21 protein-coding genes (1 of these 21 running past the window's edge) are annotated in these 19,494 nt (G+C 63.4%); 7 read left to right on the forward strand and 14 right to left on the reverse strand.

What is annotated here, in order from left to right; translation table 11 throughout:
* Positions 1 to 1,777, reverse strand: the 5' portion of a protein-coding gene (polA, locus tag ACT5M9_RS11295) for a DNA polymerase I (protein ID WP_457983188.1). 992 nt of this gene lie to the left of the window's left edge; 1,777 of the gene's 2,769 nt are visible here — the first part of the coding sequence; the start codon lies at positions 1,775 to 1,777; its stop codon lies beyond the left edge, outside the window.
* Between the two features lie 402 nt (positions 1,778 to 2,179).
* Here polA and elbB point away from each other — a divergent pair, with 402 nt between their 5' ends.
* Positions 2,180 to 2,830, forward strand: coding sequence for an isoprenoid biosynthesis glyoxalase ElbB (gene elbB / locus ACT5M9_RS11300; RefSeq protein WP_457983190.1), 651 nt, complete (start codon positions 2,180 to 2,182; stop codon positions 2,828 to 2,830).
* A gap of 173 nt (positions 2,831 to 3,003) precedes the next feature.
* Here the strand turns inward: elbB and zapB are convergent, their stop codons facing one another.
* The 4 genes from zapB to fieF all read right to left on the reverse strand — a co-directional run bounded on the left by zapB (position 3,004) and on the right by fieF (position 6,442).
* Positions 3,004 to 3,213, reverse strand: a complete 210-nt coding sequence (gene zapB, locus ACT5M9_RS11305; RefSeq protein ID WP_349920353.1) for a cell division protein ZapB — start codon at positions 3,211 to 3,213, stop codon at positions 3,004 to 3,006.
* Positions 3,214 to 3,461: 248 nt separating this feature from the next.
* Entirely contained in the window at positions 3,462 to 4,742 is a 1,281-nt protein-coding gene (locus ACT5M9_RS11310) for a hypothetical protein (RefSeq protein ID WP_457983191.1), read from the reverse strand.
* Positions 4,743 to 5,522, reverse strand: coding sequence for a serine O-acetyltransferase (gene cysE, locus ACT5M9_RS11315; RefSeq protein WP_438551087.1), 780 nt, complete (start codon positions 5,520 to 5,522; stop codon positions 4,743 to 4,745).
* An 8-nt stretch (positions 5,523 to 5,530) separates the two neighbouring features.
* Positions 5,531 to 6,442, reverse strand: coding sequence for a cation efflux pump FieF (fieF, locus tag ACT5M9_RS11320; protein ID WP_457983194.1), 912 nt, complete (start codon positions 6,440 to 6,442; stop codon positions 5,531 to 5,533).
* 86 nt (positions 6,443 to 6,528) lie between these two features.
* Here fieF and ACT5M9_RS11325 point away from each other — a divergent pair, with 86 nt between their 5' ends.
* From ACT5M9_RS11325 to trmL, 3 genes are all read left to right on the forward strand, one after another.
* Positions 6,529 to 7,221: a response regulator gene (locus ACT5M9_RS11325; RefSeq protein ID WP_438551085.1), complete on the forward strand. Its 693-nt coding sequence runs from the start codon at positions 6,529 to 6,531 to the stop codon at positions 7,219 to 7,221.
* Entirely contained in the window at positions 7,218 to 8,573 is a 1,356-nt protein-coding gene (locus tag ACT5M9_RS11330; protein WP_457983196.1) for an ATP-binding protein, read from the forward strand. The genes ACT5M9_RS11325 and ACT5M9_RS11330 overlap by 4 nt, the downstream gene beginning before the upstream one ends.
* A 69-nt stretch (positions 8,574 to 8,642) precedes the next feature.
* Entirely contained in the window at positions 8,643 to 9,107 is a 465-nt protein-coding gene (gene trmL, locus ACT5M9_RS11335; protein ID WP_457983198.1) for a tRNA (uridine(34)/cytosine(34)/5-carboxymethylaminomethyluridine(34)-2'-O)-methyltransferase TrmL, read from the forward strand.
* A 77-nt stretch (positions 9,108 to 9,184) separates the two neighbouring features.
* On the opposite strand, the gene ACT5M9_RS11340 is transcribed toward trmL, so the two are convergent.
* From ACT5M9_RS11340 to lexA, 4 genes are all read right to left on the reverse strand, one after another.
* Positions 9,185 to 10,555: an MATE family efflux transporter gene (locus tag ACT5M9_RS11340; RefSeq protein ID WP_457983200.1), complete on the reverse strand. Its 1,371-nt coding sequence runs from the start codon at positions 10,553 to 10,555 to the stop codon at positions 9,185 to 9,187.
* A gap of 22 nt (positions 10,556 to 10,577) precedes the next feature.
* Complete coding sequence (locus ACT5M9_RS11345; protein ID WP_457983202.1) at positions 10,578 to 11,204, reverse strand: SCO family protein; 627 nt, start codon at positions 11,202 to 11,204, stop codon at positions 10,578 to 10,580.
* Between the two features lie 227 nt (positions 11,205 to 11,431).
* Positions 11,432 to 11,722 carry a hypothetical protein gene (locus ACT5M9_RS11350; RefSeq protein WP_438551080.1) on the reverse strand — a complete coding sequence of 97 codons (291 nt, stop codon included), beginning with the start codon at positions 11,720 to 11,722 and terminating at the stop codon, positions 11,432 to 11,434.
* 383 nt (positions 11,723 to 12,105) lie between these two features.
* Complete coding sequence (lexA, locus tag ACT5M9_RS11355; RefSeq protein WP_438551079.1) at positions 12,106 to 12,732, reverse strand: transcriptional repressor LexA; 627 nt, start codon at positions 12,730 to 12,732, stop codon at positions 12,106 to 12,108.
* A 214-nt stretch (positions 12,733 to 12,946) separates the two neighbouring features.
* Here lexA and plsB point away from each other — a divergent pair, with 214 nt between their 5' ends.
* A complete protein-coding gene (gene plsB, locus ACT5M9_RS11360) occupies positions 12,947 to 15,370 on the forward strand; it encodes a glycerol-3-phosphate 1-O-acyltransferase PlsB (protein ID WP_457983204.1) in 2,424 nt (807 codons plus the stop codon).
* Positions 15,371 to 15,456: 86 nt separating this feature from the next.
* Here the strand turns inward: plsB and ubiA are convergent, their stop codons facing one another.
* The gene (gene ubiA, locus ACT5M9_RS11365) at positions 15,457 to 16,320 is read right to left on the reverse strand and encodes a 4-hydroxybenzoate octaprenyltransferase (protein ID WP_438551077.1); all 864 of its coding nucleotides are present in this window, start codon (positions 16,318 to 16,320) and stop codon (positions 15,457 to 15,459) included.
* Positions 16,317 to 16,868 carry a chorismate--pyruvate lyase family protein gene (locus ACT5M9_RS11370; protein ID WP_457983206.1) on the reverse strand — a complete coding sequence of 184 codons (552 nt, stop codon included), beginning with the start codon at positions 16,866 to 16,868 and terminating at the stop codon, positions 16,317 to 16,319. Before ACT5M9_RS11370 ends, ubiA begins: the two co-directional genes overlap by 4 nt.
* 145 nt (positions 16,869 to 17,013) lie before the next feature.
* Here ACT5M9_RS11370 and ACT5M9_RS11375 point away from each other — a divergent pair, with 145 nt between their 5' ends.
* Positions 17,014 to 17,439, forward strand: a complete 426-nt coding sequence (locus ACT5M9_RS11375) for a flagellar basal body-associated protein FliL (RefSeq protein WP_438551075.1) — start codon at positions 17,014 to 17,016, stop codon at positions 17,437 to 17,439.
* 79 nt (positions 17,440 to 17,518) lie between these two features.
* Positions 17,519 to 17,689 (forward strand): hypothetical protein, encoded by a 171-nt coding sequence (locus tag ACT5M9_RS11380; protein ID WP_457983207.1) that lies wholly within the window; start codon positions 17,519 to 17,521, stop codon positions 17,687 to 17,689.
* Positions 17,690 to 17,768: 79 nt separating this feature from the next.
* Here the strand turns inward: ACT5M9_RS11380 and ACT5M9_RS11385 are convergent, their stop codons facing one another.
* From ACT5M9_RS11385 to acuI, 3 genes are all read right to left on the reverse strand, one after another.
* Positions 17,769 to 18,113: a DUF2799 domain-containing protein gene (locus tag ACT5M9_RS11385; protein ID WP_457983209.1), complete on the reverse strand. Its 345-nt coding sequence runs from the start codon at positions 18,111 to 18,113 to the stop codon at positions 17,769 to 17,771.
* Positions 18,114 to 18,298: 185 nt separating this feature from the next.
* Complete coding sequence (locus ACT5M9_RS11390) at positions 18,299 to 18,421, reverse strand: hypothetical protein (RefSeq protein ID WP_349920384.1); 123 nt, start codon at positions 18,419 to 18,421, stop codon at positions 18,299 to 18,301.
* A 72-nt stretch (positions 18,422 to 18,493) separates the two neighbouring features.
* On the reverse strand, positions 18,494 to 19,474 hold the full coding sequence (gene acuI / locus ACT5M9_RS11395; protein ID WP_457983211.1) for an acrylyl-CoA reductase (NADPH): 981 nt from the start codon (positions 19,472 to 19,474) through the stop codon (positions 18,494 to 18,496).
* Positions 19,475 to 19,494: the final 20 nt, after the last annotated feature.

A 19,494-nucleotide genomic window follows, 5' to 3' on the forward strand; every position in this document is an offset into this window, starting at 1 on the left:
TGATGATGGGCAGCCCCAGCTTGACGAACAGGATCTCGCCGAGCTGCTTGGGGGACGAGAGATTGAACTCCTGCCCCGCCAGCTCGTGGGCCTGACGCTCCAGCTCCCCCAGCCGCACCTCTATCTCCTGGCTCTGCTGATGCAGCAGCTTGGGCTCTATGGTGGTCCCCATCAGCTCCATTCTGGCCAGCACTGGCAGCAGGGGGAGCTCGATCTCGGTGAATACCTTGGCAAGCTCGGGCAATTTGCTCAGGCTGCCCCACAGGGTCTGATGCAGTCGCAGGGTAATGTCGGCGTCTTCCGCCGCATAGGGGGCCGCCTGCTCCAATTCGATCTGGTTGAAGGTGAGCTGCTTGGCCCCCTTGCCGGCGATCTCCTCGAAGGAGATGGTCTCGACCCCGAGGTACTTGCTGGCCAGGGAATCCATGTCGTGGCGGCTGGCGGTGGAGTTCAGCACATAGGACTCGAGCATGGTGTCGTAGGCGATGCCCTGCAAGTCGATGCCGTGGTTTTTCAGCACGTTGCGATCGTATTTGAGATTCTGGCCAATCTTTGGACGAGCAGGATCTTCCAGCAGGGGCTTGAGTTTGCCGAGCACCAGCGCCTCGCTCAGCTGAACCGGGGCCCCCAGGTAGTCGTGACCGAACGGCACATAGGCCGCCTTGCCCGGTTCGATGGCGAACGACACGCCGACGACGCGCGCCTCCATGTAATCCAGACTGGTGGTCTCGGTATCGAAGGCAAACAGCGGGGCGGCCTTGAGGCGCGCCAGCCAGTCGTCAAACTCGACCTCGTCCAGGATGCAGCGATAGTCTGTCTCGATAGCCGCGGCCGGGGTCGTTTCCTCATCGGAGGGAGCCTGGCTGGCACTCGCGCTGGCCCCTTCATCACCGGACTCCAGCTCCTTGATCAGGTTGCGCAGCTCGTACTCGCGGTAGACCGCCAGCAGGGACTCTTTGTCGATGGGGCCAAGCTGCAACTGCTCCAGCTCCTGCTCCTGCTCCAGCTCTACGTCTGTCTTGATGGTCGCCAGCAGATAGGAGAGGCGCACCTGCTCCTCCTGCTCGCGGAACTTGTCGGCGAAGGCCTTGGAGCCGCGGAAACCGAGGGCGGCCACCTTGTCCAAGTTGGCGGCGATCTCGTCTATGCTGCCTATTCCCTGCAGCAGGGCCAGGGCAGTTTTCTCGCCGACACCCGTCATGCCGGGAATGTTGTCCACCTTGTCCCCCATCAGGGCCAGGTAGTCGATGATGAGCTCGGGGGGCACGCCGAACTTTTCTATCACCCCTTCCCGATCCGTGGTCACATCCTTCATGGTGTCGATCAGGGTGACATGGTCGGAGACCAGTTGCGCCATGTCCTTGTCACCCGTGCTGATGAGCACCGGCAGCTGCTTCTCGGTGGCCTGACGGGCCAGGGTACCGATCACATCGTCCGCCTCGACCCCCTCCACCATCAGGAAGGGGAATCCCATCGCCTTGATCATCTGGTGGATGGGGGCGACCTGGCTGCGCAGATCGTCCGGCATGCTGGCACGGGTCGCCTTGTATTCGGGGTAGATGTCGTCGCGGAAGGTCTTGCCCTTGGCATCGAACACCACGGCCACGTGGCTGTCAGGGTATTGCTTGCGCAGGCTGCGCATCATGTTGGCCATCACCCGGACGGCGCCGCTTGGCAGCCCGGTCGATGTGCGCAGATCGGCCTGCTGGGAAGCGAAGAAGGCGCGGTAGAGATAAGAAGAGCCGTCGACCAGGATGAGGGGATTGCTAGAGGCCATGAAAATAGTCCTGCCAAGAATAAACAGTCGCTAGGATGCCACAGGGCCAGCACCACACCAAGTAGCGGGCATGCATGCTTTGGCGTCGGGGGCGAGCACTTTTTCTGTGGATAACTCTGTGTTCAAAATTGCAGGTTCGCCGATACCACAGTGATAAAGCTGTGTTCAACAATATAAAATCAACTTTAAAACAATAAGATACAAGCACACCTAGAGTTCATCATTTCATTAGGATGATCTCGATCAATGTGGAAAAAATTTTAAGGGGGTCAATACGGCAGGATCCAAAACGAAACAATCCTAGCACAGCGGGATGACTTGACCAGCGAGAGGCAAGGGATAACCATACAAAAAACCAACAATCTACCCTGGCTCACATTTTCATCAATAAAGGAGTTCACCATGAAAAAAGTGGCAGTGATCTTGAGTGGCTGCGGCGTCTTCGACGGGAGCGAGATCCATGAGGCCGTCATCAGCCTGCTGGCGCTGGCCCGCCAAGGGGCCCAGGTCCAATGCTTCGCGCCGAACGTCCCCCAGCTGCATGTCATCAACCATCTGACCGGTGAGGTGAGTGAGGGAGAGAGCCGCAATGTGCTGGTCGAGGCGGCCCGCATCTGCCGCGGACAGATCAAGGATGTGGCCGAGCTGGATGCGGCCGATTATGACGCCCTGCTGGTGCCGGGTGGCTTCGGCGCCGCCAAGAATCTGTGCGATCTCGCCACCCAGGGCGCGAACTGCCGGATCCAGCCGGATGTGCTCAAGGCCTGCCAGAGCTTCGCCAAGGCGCGCAAGCCGGCGGCCTACATCTGCATAGCGCCGGCCATGATCCCCCTCATCTACGGTGCCGGCACCCTGGCCACCATAGGCAATGACGAGGGTACCGCCAACGCCATCGAGGCCATGGGCGGCAGTCATCTCAACTGCCCGGTCAGCGAGTTCGTGGTGGATCAGGAGCGCAAAGTGATCTCGACCCCAGCCTATATGCTGGCACAGAACATAGTGGAAGCGGCCGACGGCATCGAGAAGACGGTCAAACAGCTGTTGACCCTGTAATCGCAGCCTCTGGCTTCCGGGACTTGGCCTACTCAGGCGCAAGCTCGGCAATCGCGGCAATCGCGGCAGCCATAGCACAAGCTGCTGCGACTGCCTCTGCAATATTCCGCCAGAAAACAAAAGGGCCGCTGTATCAGCGGCCCTTGTCATTCTTGCCAGCAGAAGCGGCTGGATTAGATGGCTTCGCCCATCTGATCCATCTTGCCCAGCAGGGCGCGCAGACGCTCTTGCCATGCAACGTGCTCGTTGCGCAGCTGATGGTTCTCGTCTTGCAGCTTGCTGTTCTGCTCTTTCAGCTCGTCCAGCTCCATCTTCAGCAGGGAGATGTTGTCGACGGCGGATTGGACTTTGGATTCGAGTTGCTCAAGGACTTCTAGTGACATATGTGCATACCTGTTTGTTCAATTGCGATGCCCCGAAGCGGGCGATTCAAGCGCGTGGGATGAGCATACCCCGATGCGCTCGGCACAAACAAGACGGTGCGCCGGAAAATGCGCCCTCCATCCCCGTATTGCCTAAATATGCGTCTATTTTTCTCGCAGGCAGCATGAACAGCGGGCTGGGCTGAAGGAGGCAGCACAACGACGCGGTGAAACCCGGGGCCGGTCGGCCTCCCTTCCCGCCGCGATCATCAGCCATGCAGGGCGATGAAGCCCCCCATCAGCAGGCAGGCGACCCCGTACATCAGCAGGCCGTAGAGCAGGTTCCAGCGCAGCAAGAGGCCAGCGCTCAGGTTGTAGCGTGATGCCAGCGCCAGGTTGGATCCAGAGAGCGGACTGGTGCCGGTGGCGAGCCCCCACCCCAGCAGGAAACACATGCCGAGCAGGCTGGGATCCGGCGAGAGGGGCCACAGCAGAGGGGCCAGCCCCGAGATGCTGATGAGGGGGTGGACCCCTATGATGGCCACCAGGAAGATCAGCAGCAGGGTCAGGCTCGCCTCCAGCCAGCCGAAGTGGTTGAACAGCGGCAGGCCGTGGTCACCCCCGAGTTCCAGCACCGAGAGTGCGCTGTTGATGCCCGCCGCCAGCAGGCCGGCGCCAAGGAACAGCACCAGCTGGCCGCCGATGGCGGGGAAGCGCTCCACCACCTGACGCTTGAGGGCGGCTCCGCGCCCGGCACTCGGCATGAACAACAGCGCCAGCAGGGGTGCCACCAGGGCGATCACCGCGAGTATGCTGAGGCTCGGCCAGAACTGGTGCACCAGCAGCACCAGCAGCGCCAGGGTCACCGGCAACCCCAGGGTTTGCAGTCGCAGCGGATAGCCGGCGAAGTCCACCACCCCGAGCCGCTCCACCTGCCAGGCGGTCAGCCCCATGGCCAACAGGGCGGCCAGGATGCCGAACGGCAATATGCTGGCGAGTTGCAGGCCGGGGGCATAGGTGAGCGCCACCGCCATGGCGACGAAGAAGGGGGACCAGAAGGCGGCCGCGCAGAAGATCCGGCTCAGCACCATCACCTGACGCCGCTCCAGGGTACCGTTTTTCTCCAGCCGATCCCCGATGATGAAGAGCACCGAGAGGTTGATGACGGCCCCCAGCAGGTTGAGGCTGGCCATGGTGCTCCAGAGCCCCTTGCGTCCGGACCAGGAATGGGAACCGGTCAGCAGGCCGGAGGTAGCGAGGTTGAGGGTACTGACGGCGGCAAACATGGTGAGCATGTTGATGTTGGGCAGCAGCCAGGCGCCCGGGCTCAGGCTGGCGCCGCGCCACCAGGAGAAGAGCAACAACAGGAGGGCAGCACCATAGAGGGCCAGAGCCTGGCGCCGCGCGGCCCCCACCAGCCAGGGCCAGGTGAGCAGGGAGGCGGCCCAGGCGGCGATGGCCGCCGGCCAGGGGGAGAATCCCAGATAGAGGTGCAGCAGGTTGAGCAGCCACATCCCCAGGATCAGGAAGCCTGACCAGCGCTTGACCACCTAGATGTTCTGATTCATGTCGAAGGAGGGTTTGTCACACTCGGGGCGGCCCACTATCTTGGCCGGCACGCCGGCCACCGTGGTGTGGGGGGGCACGGGATTGATCACCACGCTGCCGGCCCCTATCTTGGCGCCCACGCCGACCTCGATATTGCCGAGCACCTTGGCCCCCGCCCCTATCATGACCCCTTCCCGGATCTTGGGGTGACGATCGCCACTCTCCTTGCCGGTCCCGCCCAGAGTCACGCTCTGCAGGATGGAGACGTCGTCCTCGATCACCGCCGTCTCGCCGACCACTATGCCAGTGGCATGGTCGAACATGATGCCCTTGCCGATCCGCGCGGCCGGGTGCACGTCGACCCCGAACACCACGGAGATCTGGTTCTGCAGATAGAGGGCGAGGGAGCGGCGACCCTGGCGCCACAGCCAGTTGGCGACCCGGTAACCCTGCAGGGCGTGGAACCCCTTGAGGTAGAGCAGCGGGGTGGAGAAGAGATCGACCGCCGGGTCGCGCTCCTGCACGGCGCAGATGTCCGCGGCCACCATGGCCAGCAGCTCGGGCTCGCTGCGCAGGGCCAATTCGATCACCTCTCGCAGGGCGATGGCCGGCATGGTGGTGCTGTCGAGCTTGTTGGCCAGCTGGAAGCTCAGCGCCGATCGCAGATCCCCGTGGTTGAGGATGGTGGAGTGGAAGAAGCTGGCCAGCATGGGCTCCTGGGCCGCCATGCACTGCGCTTCTTGCTGAATTTTTTGCCAGGTATTGGCAACCAGATCGTCCATGTTACAGCCTACTGTTGTTCAGGGTGAGGGCCTTGTTGTTCTTTTGTCAGCACCGAGATGGGGTCCATGTGAATGATCACATCCATTCGCTCAAACGCCTGGCGTACCGCCAGTTCAGCCTCGTCGGCTATCTGATGAGCCTTGACCAGGGGCAGCTGATCATCCAGTTCCAGATGCAGTTGTGCGAAGCGGGTCGGCCCGGATTGGCGGGTACGCAGATCGTGAACACCATGCACCCCTTCTACGGCGCAGCAGAGGGTCATTATTCTCGCTTGTTCTTCCGCTGGCAACTGACGATCGAGCAGGGCCTGCACCGATTCGTAGCCGATCTGGGCGGCCCCCCACACCAGGAACAGCCCGATCAGGATGGCAAACAGACCGTCGGCCCAGTACCACCCCTGCCCCGCCAGCACCAGGGCCAGCAAGACGCCGGCGTTGAGCAGCAGATCGGAGCGGTAGTGCAGCATGTCGGCCTTGATGGCCACGCTCTGGGTGCGTTGCACCACCCAGCGCTGGAAGCTGACCAAGAGCAGGGTCAGCAGGATGGAACCGCCGCTGACCCAGAGACCGGCCTCCAGCCGCTGCACCGGTGCCTGATTGAGCAGGGAAGAGATGCCGTGCATCATCAGCAGCAGGGCCGAGCCCGAGATGAAGGCCGACTGGATGAGCCCCGCCAGGGACTCCGCCTTGCCGTGGCCGAAGCGATGCTCGTCATCCGCCGGCACCAGGGCGTAGCGAATGGCGAACAGGTTGATGAGGGAGGCGCTCACGTCCATGAAGGAGTCGGTGAGCGACGCCAGCAGGCTGGAGGAGTCCGTCATCAGCCAGGCGACCAGCTTGCCGATGATCAGCAGGGTCGCGACGGTGACCGCCGCCATGCTGGCCAGGGTGACCCAGCGAGAATATTGTTGATGGCTCAAAACCGGCTTTCCTCTGGCGCGTAAAAACCTATTATACCCTGACCGGAACGTCAGTTTGACGTTCAAAATCAACGGAGTGACTCCAGATGAACAAAATACTCCTGGTCGACGACGATCTCGAGCTGACCCAGTTGCTGACCGAGATCCTCACCTTGGAAGGGTTCGAGGTGACGGTGGCCGAGGACGGGGAAGAGGGTCTGCAGCGGCTGGCCGAGCAGCGGTTCGATCTGGTGTTGCTGGATGTGATGATGCCGAGGCTCAACGGTTTCGCCATGCTGACCCGGCTGCGCAAGCGCTACGAGACCCCGGTCCTGATGCTGACCGCTCGTGGCGACAGCCAGGACAGAGTCAACGGGCTGGAGGCCGGCGCCGACGACTACCTGGCCAAGCCGTTCGACGATCGCGAGCTGCTGGCCCGGGTGCGGGCCATACTGCGCCGCACCCAGAGCACGCCCCCCCAGCGCGGCGCCTCGGATGAGCTGAGATTCATGGATCTGGTGCTGCAGCCCGGCCTGCAACAGGCCCGTTGCAACGATGAGCTGCTGGAGCTCACCGCCACCGAGTTCGGCCTGCTGGAGTGCCTGCTGCGCAGCCCTGGCCAGATCGTCAGCAAAAATCTGCTGTCCGAACAGGTGCTCGGCAAGAAGCTCGAGCCCTTCGATCGGGCCATCGACATGCACCTGAGCAACCTGCGCAAGAAGTTGCCGGAGCGGGCCGATGGCCAGCCCCGCTTCAAGACGGTGCGTGGTCGCGGCTATCTCTGGCTGGAGCAGGCATGACTGCCATTCGATCCTTTGGCGGACTCTCCACCCAGATCTTCCTCTGGTTCTGGTTCATGCTGCTGGTCTTGCTGGCCGCCGTGGTCATATTGCCCACCCTGGATCCCCGCAACATCATCCCCCTGCCCGAACACGAAGTGACCCGGATGAACAACAACCTGCGGGCGCTGCAGGCGGGAGCTGCGCCGAGCCAGGACTTCGACCTGATGCAGGCCATCAATGCCGCCGGCCTGCTGCCGGTGGACAACGTCTACCTGCGGGACGCCAAGGGTCAGATGCAGTCCACCACCCGCCTCAGCAAGTTCGTCATCCGCTTCATGCTGGATTCGGACAACCCGGCCAAGCCCATGCTCGGCAGCGAGCACCAGAGAGCCATCGCCGGCCCCTTCCTGATGCGTCATCACAGCCAGGACTACCACGTCTACTTCGGTCTCAACGTCGAGAACTCCTACCTCTTCCTCTTCATCCAGATCCTGGATCACCCCATCCAGATCCTCGGCATCGCCATGCTGGTCAGCACCCCGCTCTGCCTGCTGCTGGCCTGGCGACTGACCCGCCCCATCTTGCAGTTGCAGCAGTCCGTCTCCCAGCTGGCGGAGGGCAAGCTGGAGACCCGGATCCCCAACCTGGGGCGGCGGGACGAGATCGGCCAGCTCGCGGATCATGTCAGCCACATGGTGGATACCCTCAAGCGCATGATCCAGAAGCAGAAACAGCTGCTCTCCGACATCTCCCACGAGCTGCGTAGCCCCCTCACCCGCATCCAGCTGGCCCAGGCGCTGATCCGCCGCAAGCAGGGGGACAGCAGCGAGCTGGCCAGGATCGAGGCCGAGATCGCCCGACTCGACAAGCTGATCGGCGATCTGCTGGATCTCTCCCGGGTACAGCAGCACGTGGAGGCCCCCGTGGTGCTCCCCCTGGCGGATCTGCTGGAGCCCATCCTGGACGACGCCATGTTCGAGGCCAACCAGAACGGCAAGCAGCTGCGGCTGCCGCCCCTGCCGGCGGAGTCCATCCGCATGTGGCCGGAGCTGCTGGCGCGGGCCCTGGAGAATCCGCTGCGCAACGCCCTCAAATATGCGCGGGAGTTCATCAAGGTGGACTGGTATCGGGAAGGGCGGGAGTGGGTGATGACCATCCGGGATGACGGCCCCGGCGTGCCGGTGGAGCAGCAGGAGCAGCTGTTCCTGCCCTTCTTCCGGGTGGATGACGCCCGCAATGCCAAGACGGGCGGGACCGGGCTCGGGCTCGCCATCGCCTCCGAGGCCATAGCGCGCCACGGCGGCACCATCCGGGCCAGCAACAATCAGCCGAACGGCCTGGTCATCACCGTACGCCTGCCCATGGCGTGACAATCCCTTTTCATCACGGCGGGCGCTGGGTATGCTGGCGCCCCTTATCCCGTCCCTCAGGACCCCGCCATGCTCGACATCGTGCTCTACCAGCCGGAAATCCCCCCCAACACCGGCAACATCATCCGTCTCTGTGCCAATACCGGCTACCGGTTGCATCTGATAGAGCCACTGGGATTCGAGTGGGATGACAAGCGGGTGAAACGGGCCGGGCTCGACTACCACGAGTTTGCCGAGGTGAAGCGTTGGCCAAGCTATGAGGCGTTTCTAGCCACGGTGGCCCCCAACCGGGTGTTTGCCTGCACCACCAAGGGGCGCACCGCCCACTCGGCGGTCCGCTTCGCCCTGGGGGATGCCCTGCTGTTCGGGCCCGAGAGTCGCGGCCTGCCGGCGGAGATCATCGAGAGCCTGCCGTTCGAGCAGCGCCTGCGCATCCCCATGCTGCCCCAGAGCCGCAGCATGAACCTGGCCAACGCTGTCTCCGTGTTCGTCTACGAGAGCTGGCGCCAGTTCGATTATCAGGGCGCCCTCTGATCCGCTCGTGCCAGGTGCCCACAATCAGGGCAGGCGATCGCAACGCCCCCGGCTAACCGTTCATGTCGGCTGAACGGTCAGGCTGATGGCTCCGGCCTCGCCTGCTCCAGCAGACGGCCATCGCGCTCGAGGCGCCAGCACAGCCAACCCAGGGTCAATCCCCGCCCCATCATCAGGGCCGCCATGGCGGCCCACAGGGCTGCCACGCCCCACGCCTGACACAGCCACCAGATGGGGAAGAAACCGGCGAACACCGCCACCAGCATGCTGTTGCGCATCTCCCGTGCCCGGGTCGCCCCGATGAAGACCCCATCCAGCAGATAGCACCAGACCGCCAGCAGCGGCATGGCCACCAGCCAGGGTAGCTGGCGGTTCGCCTCGGCGATCACCGCCGGGATGTCGGTGATATGGGCGATGAGCAACCCGCCCCCCAGGGCAAACGCCAGGGTGAAGCCCAGGGCGATCAGTCCGGCCCAGCCCAGGTTGAGGGCGATGGCCTCCCGCAGCCCCTGCCTGTCCCGCCGTCCGATGGCGCGCCCCACCATGGCCTCCACCGCGTAGGCAAAGCCATCCAGCCCGTAGGAGATGAGCATCAGGAAGTTGAGCAGCACCGCATTGGCAGCCACCGCCACGTCCCCGAGCCTCGCCCCCTGCAGGGTCATGAAGGCGAAGCAGAGCTGCAGACAGAGGGAGCGGATGAAGATATCCCGATTCAGGCCGAGCAGGCGCCGCAGGGCGGACCACTGAGACCAGCGCCGCCAGGCCCCATGCCAGATCTGCGCCGGCAGATGGCGCAGCCGATGGCTCACCAGCCAGAGCCCCAACCCCAGTGCGCCGTAGTCGGCCAGCAGGGAGGCCGCCGCCACCCCTTTCACCTGCCAGCCCAGTCCCAGCACGAAGGCGGCATCCAGCACCATGTTCACCAGGTTGCTGAAGATGAGCAGCAGCATGGGGCTGCGGGCATCCTGCATGCCCAGCAGCCAGCCCATGATCGCCAGGTTGCACAGGGCCGCCGGGGCGCTCCAGATCCGCACAGAGACATACTCGGTGGCGTAAAACTGCACCTCGGTTGAACCGCCACTCAACACGATGAGAGCCGGCAGGAAGGGCAACAACAGCAGCAACAGCGCCATCCCCAGGGCGATCGCCAACCCCAGCGCCCGCGCCAGGGTATCCAGCTGCCCCTGGGCGTTGCCCGCCCCCTGGGCCTGGGCGGTCAGGCCTGTGGTGGACATGCGCAGGAAGCCCAGCAGCCAGAAGATGAGGTTGATGAGGGTGGCCCCGACCGAGACGCCACCGAGGAACCAGGCCTGGCCGAGATGACCGATCACCCAGGTATCCACCAGCCCCAGCAGCGGGGTGGTGACGTTGGAGAACACCATGGGCAGGGCCAGGGCAAATACGGCGTGGTGACGCTTGGGGTCCCGCAGCCAGGGCGGGATCAGCATGAGCAGAAGACCGGTTGAGGATTCACTGGTCCGCCAGCCGCACTATCTTGGCAAAGTCGGACACCATCCCATCCATCGACACCTGAGGCACCAGACCGGGTCCCGTCTTGGGACGGAACACGGCCACCAGCTTGCCCGCCGGGTCGGTCAGCACGATGGAGGCGGAGTGGTCTATCAGGTACTCATCCCTGCCGTGCTCCACGATGGAATAGACGAGGCCGAGGTTGCGCACGAAGGGGAACAGGTGGTTGTGGGGGGCGGTGACGGCCTTGAACTCGGGCTGGAAGAAGGCGGTGTAGTTTTTGAGGCGGGCGCTGTCATCGCGCTTGGGATCCGCCGAGACGAAGACCACCTGGCTGCTGGGAGCGATCTTTTTCAGCTCGGGGTAGGCGGAGCGCATCTCCGCCAGCGTGGTCGGGCAGATGTCCGGGCAATAGGTGTAGCCGAGAAACAGGAAGGTCCAGTGCCCCACCAGGCTGGTCTGGGTAAAGGGCTTGCCATCCCCGTCGGTCAGGGTGAAGGGATTGATGTCCCGCCCCGCCGGATAGTAGTCGGCCTGCTCCGGCTGGGCAGGCCTGGTCCAGTAATAAACGACCATGATGCTAACCACCAGCAGCATGAAAAACAGGGGGTAACGGGGTTTGACCATATAAAATTGAGCCTTGCCAGGGGTATCAGCCAGAGGATCGGGCCAAATGAAGGGTTATTGTAACCTGCCTGTGCCTGTTTCTGGCTACTCCGGGGTCTGAATACCGAGCAAGACCCGACCTCATCCGGGCTGGCAACCGGTCGTCCTTGCCCCTGCCAGGCTGAAATGCACCCAAGAAACAGAAGCCCCACACAAGGTGGGGCCTGGAACAAACGGGTGACGGGCACTCAGGGCCGCCACCGCTGCCGCACCTGGGGACGCCTGACGACGGCATGCAGAGGAACGACAGGAGCTGTCCAGGGCGCATCCGGCAAGCCGATGTCGTGATGGCGACGAAACAGGCGCACCAGGCGCACTATCTTGTCCTTGGGACATCCCAGCCAGATGGTCCAGCCGCTCCCCTTGTGGTACACCCAGAGCGCATAGAACCACGTCATCCGGCTGCCCTTGATGAAGCGGGTGATGGAGGATGCGGGGGCCGTGTCCGGACCCGGATCCCATGGTGAGCTTGAAGCCATACCTGTCCTCCTTGCGCAACAGGCTACGTCGATCTGCGCCCTTGCCAGGGACAACGCAGGATCACGTGCTGACGCTATGGGCCGCTTCGGGTCATGGGACATCCGAGCGACTCTCCCTACTATCCCGCGCCGCCCCAGCGGCATCGGTGCTGCATCCCTGCGACCTTATGCTGGCCCGCTCAGGCTATCAACCGGGGTATGGCGACCCCTTGGCCCACCGGCGCGAGGCGAGCCATATCCAAGGATATATCTGAAATGCCGGCCCTGCGGCGGTGGTGTGGTCTGAGGAGAACAAAAATGACGGGAAGGAGGAGGGGCAACGGAAACGAAAGGCACAGAAACGACACGGCCTCCCTGAGGAGGCCGTTTGATGGCTGCCGGCATCACATCCAGTCGGCGTTGCGGATAACGCCGACCGCCAGGCCCTCTATGGTGAGGTGCTGGCTGGCGAGATCCACCGAGATGGGGGAGAGCTCTTCGTTCTCCGGCAACAGCCACACCTGGCTGCCCTTGCGCTGGAAGCGTTTGACGGTGACATCCTCATCGAGGCGGGCGACCACCACCTGGCCGTTGCGCACGTCCTGGGTCTTGTGCACCGCCAGCAGATCCCCGTCCATAATGCCGATGTTCTTCATGCTCATGCCTTGGACCCGCAGCAGGAAGTCTGCCCGCGGATGGAAAAGGGCGGGATCCACCTGATAGTGGCTCTCGATATGCTCCTGGGCCAGTATGGGCTCGCCGGCGGCAACCTTGCCGATGAGGGGCAGGCCACTCTCTTCCGCCGGGGCTTCCTCTTCCTCGAGCAGCAGACGGATGCCGCGGGAGGTGCCGGGCATGATCTCGATGACCCCTTTCTTGGCCAGGGCCTTCAGATGTTCCTCGGCCGCATTGGCCGACTTGAAACCAAGCTTCTGGGCAATCTCGGCACGAGTCGGCGGCATGCCGGTCTCGTTCATGTTCGCCTTGATAAGCTCCAGCACTTCAGCCTGGCGGGGAGTAAGGGGTTTCATAACATGGGCACCTGTCTTTTTATACAGCACACTGGCAGTATATACAGTGCTGGGGCCAAGGCAAGGCGTTGCTGATATTTGTCCCGCCTCCGTCGCACTTATTGCCACAAATGACCCATTCTTGATCCTGTGCCGCCACTCATCCTACCTCTCGGCGACAAGCCAGCGGTGTTTTGTTATGCTCACGCCGCATTTTTTTGGAGAGCAGACACCCATGTCCATCGGACAGAAGATTTCCAGAGCCATTCTGCAATGGCCGGTCAGCGGCTTGGTCAATCACAAGAGCCTGCCGGAAAACCCCATTACGGAACTGGACCTGGACCCGGCCAGACCCATTGTCTATGCCCTGAAAACCAGCTCGATCACCGACCTGATGACCCTGCAGCAGTGCTGCGAGGATCTCGGCCTGCCCGGTCCCTTCACCCCGCTGGAACTGGGTGGTCAGCTGCTGCCGCGCTATGTCTGTCTGGATCGCCCGCCTCCCCTGTTTGGCAAGCGCACCAAGCCGCTGCCCTTCCTGCAAGAGTTTCACCAGCTGCTGGACCTGCACAAGCAGGATCCGGCGCTGGATATTCAGGTCGTCCCCGTCACCCTGTTCTGGGGCCGCGGCCCGGGCCGGGAGGGGGAAGAAGCCTCCGGCTGGAACATCATCAGCAGCCTGGCGCCGAACCGCCTCAAGAAGGCGCTGATCGTGATCCTCAAGGGTCGCGAGAACCTGGTGCGCTTCTCCCCGCCCCTCTCCCTACGCTACATGGCGGACAAGCACGGCACCGACGAGGCCATAGCCCACAAGCTGGCGCGGGTGGCGCGCACCCATTTCAGCCGCCAGCAGCTCGCCGCCACCGGCCCCAAGCTGCCGAACCGCAACCTGCTGTTCAAGCAGTTGCTGGACTCCGGCGTGATCCAGCAGGCCATAGAGGAAGAGGCCGAGCGCGAGGGCATCAGCCTGGAGAAGGCGCAGAAGCGCGCCCACGGCTACATGGACGAGATCGCCTCCGACTTCTCCTACCGGCTGATCCGCCTCGGCGAGAGCTTCCTCGGCTGGCTCTGGAACAAGCTCTATCGCGGCCTCTCGGTCAACGGCGCCGAGCGGGTACGCCAACTGGCCCAGGAAGGGCACGAGATCGTCTACGTGCCCTGCCATCGCAGCCACATGGACTACCTGCTGCTCTCCTACGTCATCTATCACCAGGGCATGGTGCCACCCCACATCGCGGCGGGCATCAACCTGAACTTCTGGCCGGCGGGCCCCATCTTCCGCCACGGCGGCGCCTTCTTCATCCGCCGCACCTTCAAGGGCAACCCGCTCTACAGCACGGTATTCCGTGAATACCTGAACCTGCTGTTCGCCAAGGGCTACTCGGTGGAGTTCTTCACCGAGGGTGGCCGTTCGCGCACCGGCCGCCTGCTGCCCCCCAAGACCGGCATGCTGGCCATGACTCTGCAGGCCATGATGCGCGGGCTGGACAGGCCGGTCACCCTGGTCCCCGTCTATCTCGGCTATGAGCACGTGATGGAGGTGAACACCTATCACAACGAGCTCAAGGGCAGCCGCAAGGAGAAGGAGAGCTTCCTGCAGGTACTCGGCATATTGCGCAAGCTGCGCAACTACGGCCGCGGCTTCGTCAACTTCGGCGAACCCCTGACCCTCAACGGCTACCTCGGCGAACATGTGCCGAACTGGAAGGAGAGCATAGGCAAGGAGGAGCGCCCGGAGTGGATGGCTCCCACCGTCAACCAGCTTGCCGAGCTCCTGATGACCCGCATCAACGACGCCGCCGCCGTCAACGGCCTGACTCTGAGCGCCCTGGCCCTGCTGGCCGCCGAGCGCCACGCCCTGACCCGGGACGAACTGCAGGCCCAGCTCAACACCTATCTGGATCTGCTCAAGCAGGTGCCCTACAGCCCCCAGAGCACCCTGCCGGACGAGGATGCCAGGACACTGCTGGATCAGGCGATGGAGCTCAACAAGTTCGAGGTGAGCGAGGACAAGCTCGGCCAGATCATTAGCCTGGACCGCTATCAGGCGATCCTGCTGACCTACTACCGCAACAACATACTGCACCTGTTCGCCCTGCCGTCCCTGGTGGCGGCGCTGATCGAACGCTGCGAGGGGATAGGCCGCTCGGAGATCGTCGCCCGCTGCGTCGACATATACCCCCTGCTCAAGACGGAGCTGTTCCTGCGCTATGAAGAGGAGGAGCTGCCGGCACTGGTGGATGCCCTGCTGGCCGAGCTGCAGCGTCAGCAGCTGATCGAAGCCCGCGACGGCGGCTACTGGGTCAACCCGATCAACCAGATGCGGCTGCTGCTGCTGGCGGAGAGCATTCAGGAGACGCTGCAACGCTACGCCATCGTGCTGACCCGCTTGCTGGCCCAGCCCCGCATCGAGGCGGAGCAGCTGGAGGCGGATGGCCTGATGATGGCGGAGCGCCTCGGCACCCTTCACGGCATCAACGCCCCCGAGTTCTTCGACCAGAAGCTGTTCAGCACCCTGATCCACTCCCTGCGCCGGGAAGGCTATCTGGACACCGGCAGCAAGCCGGATCTCGGCCGCTTCCAGGCCCTGGCCGACAACATAGTGCCGCTGCTCAGCACCCGGATCCGCCGCACCATAGAAGCGGGCAACCGGATCTGATGCCCTGATAAGGCATCATGGAAAATAAAAAGGCCGCATCAGATGCAGCCTTTTTCATGGGTGCTGCCCCCGGAGCATGGGTCTGCCTAGAGGTAGTGGAGCACCACCCCGATCAGCACCAGGGCCCCCACGTAGTTGTTGTTCAGGAACGCCTGGAAGCAGGCCTCGCGCTGACGCTCCCGGATGAGCCGCTGCTGATAGACGAACAGTGCTGCCGCCCCCAGCAGGCCCCAGTAGTAACTCGAGCCAAGCGCCATCAGCTGGCCCACCAGCAACAGGATCAGCAGGGTCGCCAGTTGCAGCACGCCGATGATCCGCTTGTCGTGGCGGCCGAACAGGATGGCGCTCGATTTCAGCCCCAGCTTGAGGTCATCGTCCCTGTCCACCATGGCGTACTGGGTGTCGTAGGCGATGGTCCACAGCAGGTTCGCGAGAAACAGCAGCCAGGCCACGGGGGGCAGGGCGTTGGCCTCGGCTGCATAGGCCATGGGAATGGACCAGGAGAAGGCCATCCCCAGCACCAGCTGGGGTATGGGGATGAAGCGCTTCATGAAGGGGTAACAGACCGCCAGCAGCAGACCGGCGAACGACAGCCCTATGGTGAGCGGGTTCAGGGTCAGCACCAGGCCGAACGAGATGAGCGCCAATACGGCGAACAGGGCCAGCACCTCCCGCGGGGCCACCTTGCCCATGGGCAGGGGGCGACCGGCGGTGCGCTTCACATGGCCGTCGAAGTTGCGATCCGCATAGTCATTGATGACGCAACCGGCGGAGCGCATCAGGAAGACCCCCACCACGAACACCAGCAGGATCCAGAGACTGGGCACGCCGCCGGCTGCCAGCCAGAGCGCCCACAGGGTGGGCCAGAGCAGCAGCAGGGTACCGATGGGTTTGTCGATGCGGGCCAACTGCGCATAGGCCAGTCCCCGCTCCTTGGTTAACAGCTTCACTCCGGCTCCTTAGGCAATGACGGCGAATGGGACAACAACGAGGGCAGGAAGAGTTCGTGGACCAGCAAGGGCCACGGCCCCAGATAGAGACGGGAACGACGACCCCAGACGGTGGCAGCCGGGCAGAAAGCATTGGCCGCTATCTCGAAGCGCGCCAGCAGCAGGCTGTCTCGCCTTGTCGGCTCGGCACCGAATATGCGTTCCCCCAGTGGCTGTTCACCTAGATCATGCAGACCGCTCCCCTGCAGCGCCGCCTCGGCGAACAGGGTCCAACCCAGGATGGCGGGGCCGCCATCGCCGTGGAGTATCACCTCTCGGCACAGGCCCTGGGGGCAGTCGGCAGCCACCAGCGTCTGCTCATCGGCTGCGAGCGGCACACTGCGATTGCCCAGCAGTTGCACCGACAGCTGGCGATGATGGCGACGTAGTCGCCGGGTCATGGAGTCGGCCTCCAACAGCCAGGGACGTAGCGCCTCGGGGGGCTCACAGTGCTCGGGGGCCCGCCAGGGATCGAGCTGGATGAGGGGAACAGTCGGCTCGGACTTCACAGCTTCACCATCCGGAGGTTTCCGTTATCAGGTTAAAATCCGGTTTATTATCCGTAAATCAATGGCGAATTGTAAGAACATCCGTGCTTGACGGCCCCGATGGCAGCATCAAAAATGGGGCATCCGTCGTTGCCGAGCCATTCAGATGAAGATGATCCAGGTCCTGTTGATGTTAATGCTGAGCGTTACCGCCCTGACAGCCTCTGCCTCCGAGGAGGCTGGCGAGCCCGCTTCTGCGGCCGTCAAACCCGGCTTTGCCTATCATGCGCTGGATCCGGACATCATCACCAACTACCTGGGGGAGGGTAAAACCCTGGGCTATGTGCGGGTGACGGTGGAACTGATGGCCGAGAACGAGGCGGACCTCAAGCTGCTGGAGCAGCATGACCCCCTCATCCGCGACGCCATCATCCGCCTGATTGGCAGCAAGACCGGCGCCCAGATCAAGTCCTTGGCGAGCCGGGAAGAGCTGCGCAAGGAGTGCGAGGATCAGGTCAACGAGCTGCTGGTGAAAGAGACCGGCAAGAAGGCGGTGCGCGAGCTCATCTTCACCAAGTACCTGTATCAGTGACCCCTGGGTGAAGCGCTTGATAATAGAGAGTGCAGACCAGCTCCCATCCGTCCCCTATGTTGTCGAGGAGTGAAGCGCCATGGGCCACAAGACGCTGTGTGAATGGCGCCGTAACGAGATCCCGTTCGAGCTCAAGGCCTTGCGCAAGATAGTGCGCAAGCCCAAGTTCGTGTGCGGCAAGTGCGCCCGCAGCGCCAATGACAAGCAGTATCTGTGTCAGCCGCTGCGCCTCAAGGAGAAGGAGGACTAGCCACTTCATCCTTGACCATGGTCCCGGGGTCACGCCAGGCCATCAGTCCAGCCATCGCCGGGGATAACCTGGACAGGGCTCACTGATCGGTCCAGCCCTGACGACCCTGCGCAAACAGGCGGCGCGCCTGGACATCGTTCGGGCAAACACCGCGATACTCCTCCCCCGAGCGACCGGCCAGATAGAGATGCTCCGGGCGGCAGTACCAGGCCAGCCCCTTCTGGCGACCCTGCTGCCACATGGCTACATCCACCTTGTCCCCGCACTGGGTCTGATGGAATTCGACCCGGTCGGCGGCAAAGCCGAGCTTGCCGTCGGCTTCTCCGACGTCGGTCCAGACCTTCTCGCAGGGATCGTCCGAGTTGGAGACGCAGCCCCCAAGCAGGGCGGCACACAGCATGATGAGGAGTGAGCGCATAATCATCCTTGAGCGTCGAGTGAGTGGGGAAACGGCTCTCTGGCGTGACGAAATGCCGTCGGCTCATCCAATCTGAGCGCCATTTGAGCAGTTCATTCTAACCAGACCGACCATGCTCACCAAGTCGCATCCTGCCGAACAGACAAAAAATTGGGCGAGCCCCAGGGCTCGCCCACGCACTCAACCGGGATTCATTGATCGTCGAGGGATTCAAAATCCTGCCACCCCTCGTCGTCCAGCTCCTCCAGTTCGTCCTCCCAGGATTCCGGCTCCCAGTCATCATCGAGCTCGTAATCCGACCTTGGTTCACCCATGCTCATTCTCCTTGGATAGTGCACCGGCTTTCAAAGTCTATCCAGAATCACGGGGCTCGCCAGTGGTCTCGCTCAGAGTTTGACCAGGGTGCGGCCCGCCACCCGGCCCTGGGTAATGGCCTCGGCGGCAGCCACGACCTGCTCCAGCCCTATCTCGGTCACCGCCTGCTCGAAGAAGCGGGCAGGCAGATCTCGCGCCAGCCGCGCCCAGGCCTGCTGACGACGAGCCAGCGGGCACATCACCGAATCCACCCCCTGCAGGCGCACGTTGCGCAGGATGAAGGGCATGACGCTGGTCGGCAGATCGAAACCACCCGCCAGACCGCAGGCGGCCACGGCGCCGCCGTAGTTCATCTGGGCCAGCAGCTTGGCCAGCACCTGGCTGCCGACGGTGTCGATGGCACCGGCCCACAGCTGCTTCTCCAGCGGCTTGGCGGGCTCCAGCAGCTCGCTGCGCGGCACTATGCGACTCGCCCCCAAGGCGGCCAGCATCTCGCCCAGCTCCTCCGGGCGACCGGTCAGGGCCGCGACGCGATAGCCCAGGGCCGCCAGCAGGGCGACGGCTGTGGTGCCCACGCCACCGGCGGCGCCGGTCACCAGCATCTCGCCACTGCCTGGGGTGATGCCCGCCTCCTCCAGCGCCAGCACGCAGAGCATGGCGGTGAGGCCGGCGGTGCCGATGCACATGGCCTGGCGCTCATCCAGCCCGGCCGGCAGCGGCACCAACCAGTCTGCCTTGACGCGAGCCTGCTCGGCCATGCCGCCCCAGTGCACCTCACCCACACCCCAACCGGTCAGCACCACCTTGTCACCCGCCTGATAGCGCGGGTCGGCGGATTCCAGCACGGTACCGGCGAAATCGATGCCGGGCACCAGCGGCCACTGGCGCACTATCTTGCCCTTGCCGGTGATGGCCAGCCCATCCTTGTAGTTGATGGAGCTGAAGCTCACCGCCACCCACACCTCCCCTTCCGGCAGCTGGCTCTCTGCCAACCGGGTCAGGGTAGGGATCGTCTTGCCATCTTGGTTTTCCAGTAACAGAGCCTTGAACATGCTTACCTCTCGGGTTGTGT

This window comes from Aeromonas sp. AE23HZ002T15 (assembly GCF_054165525.2).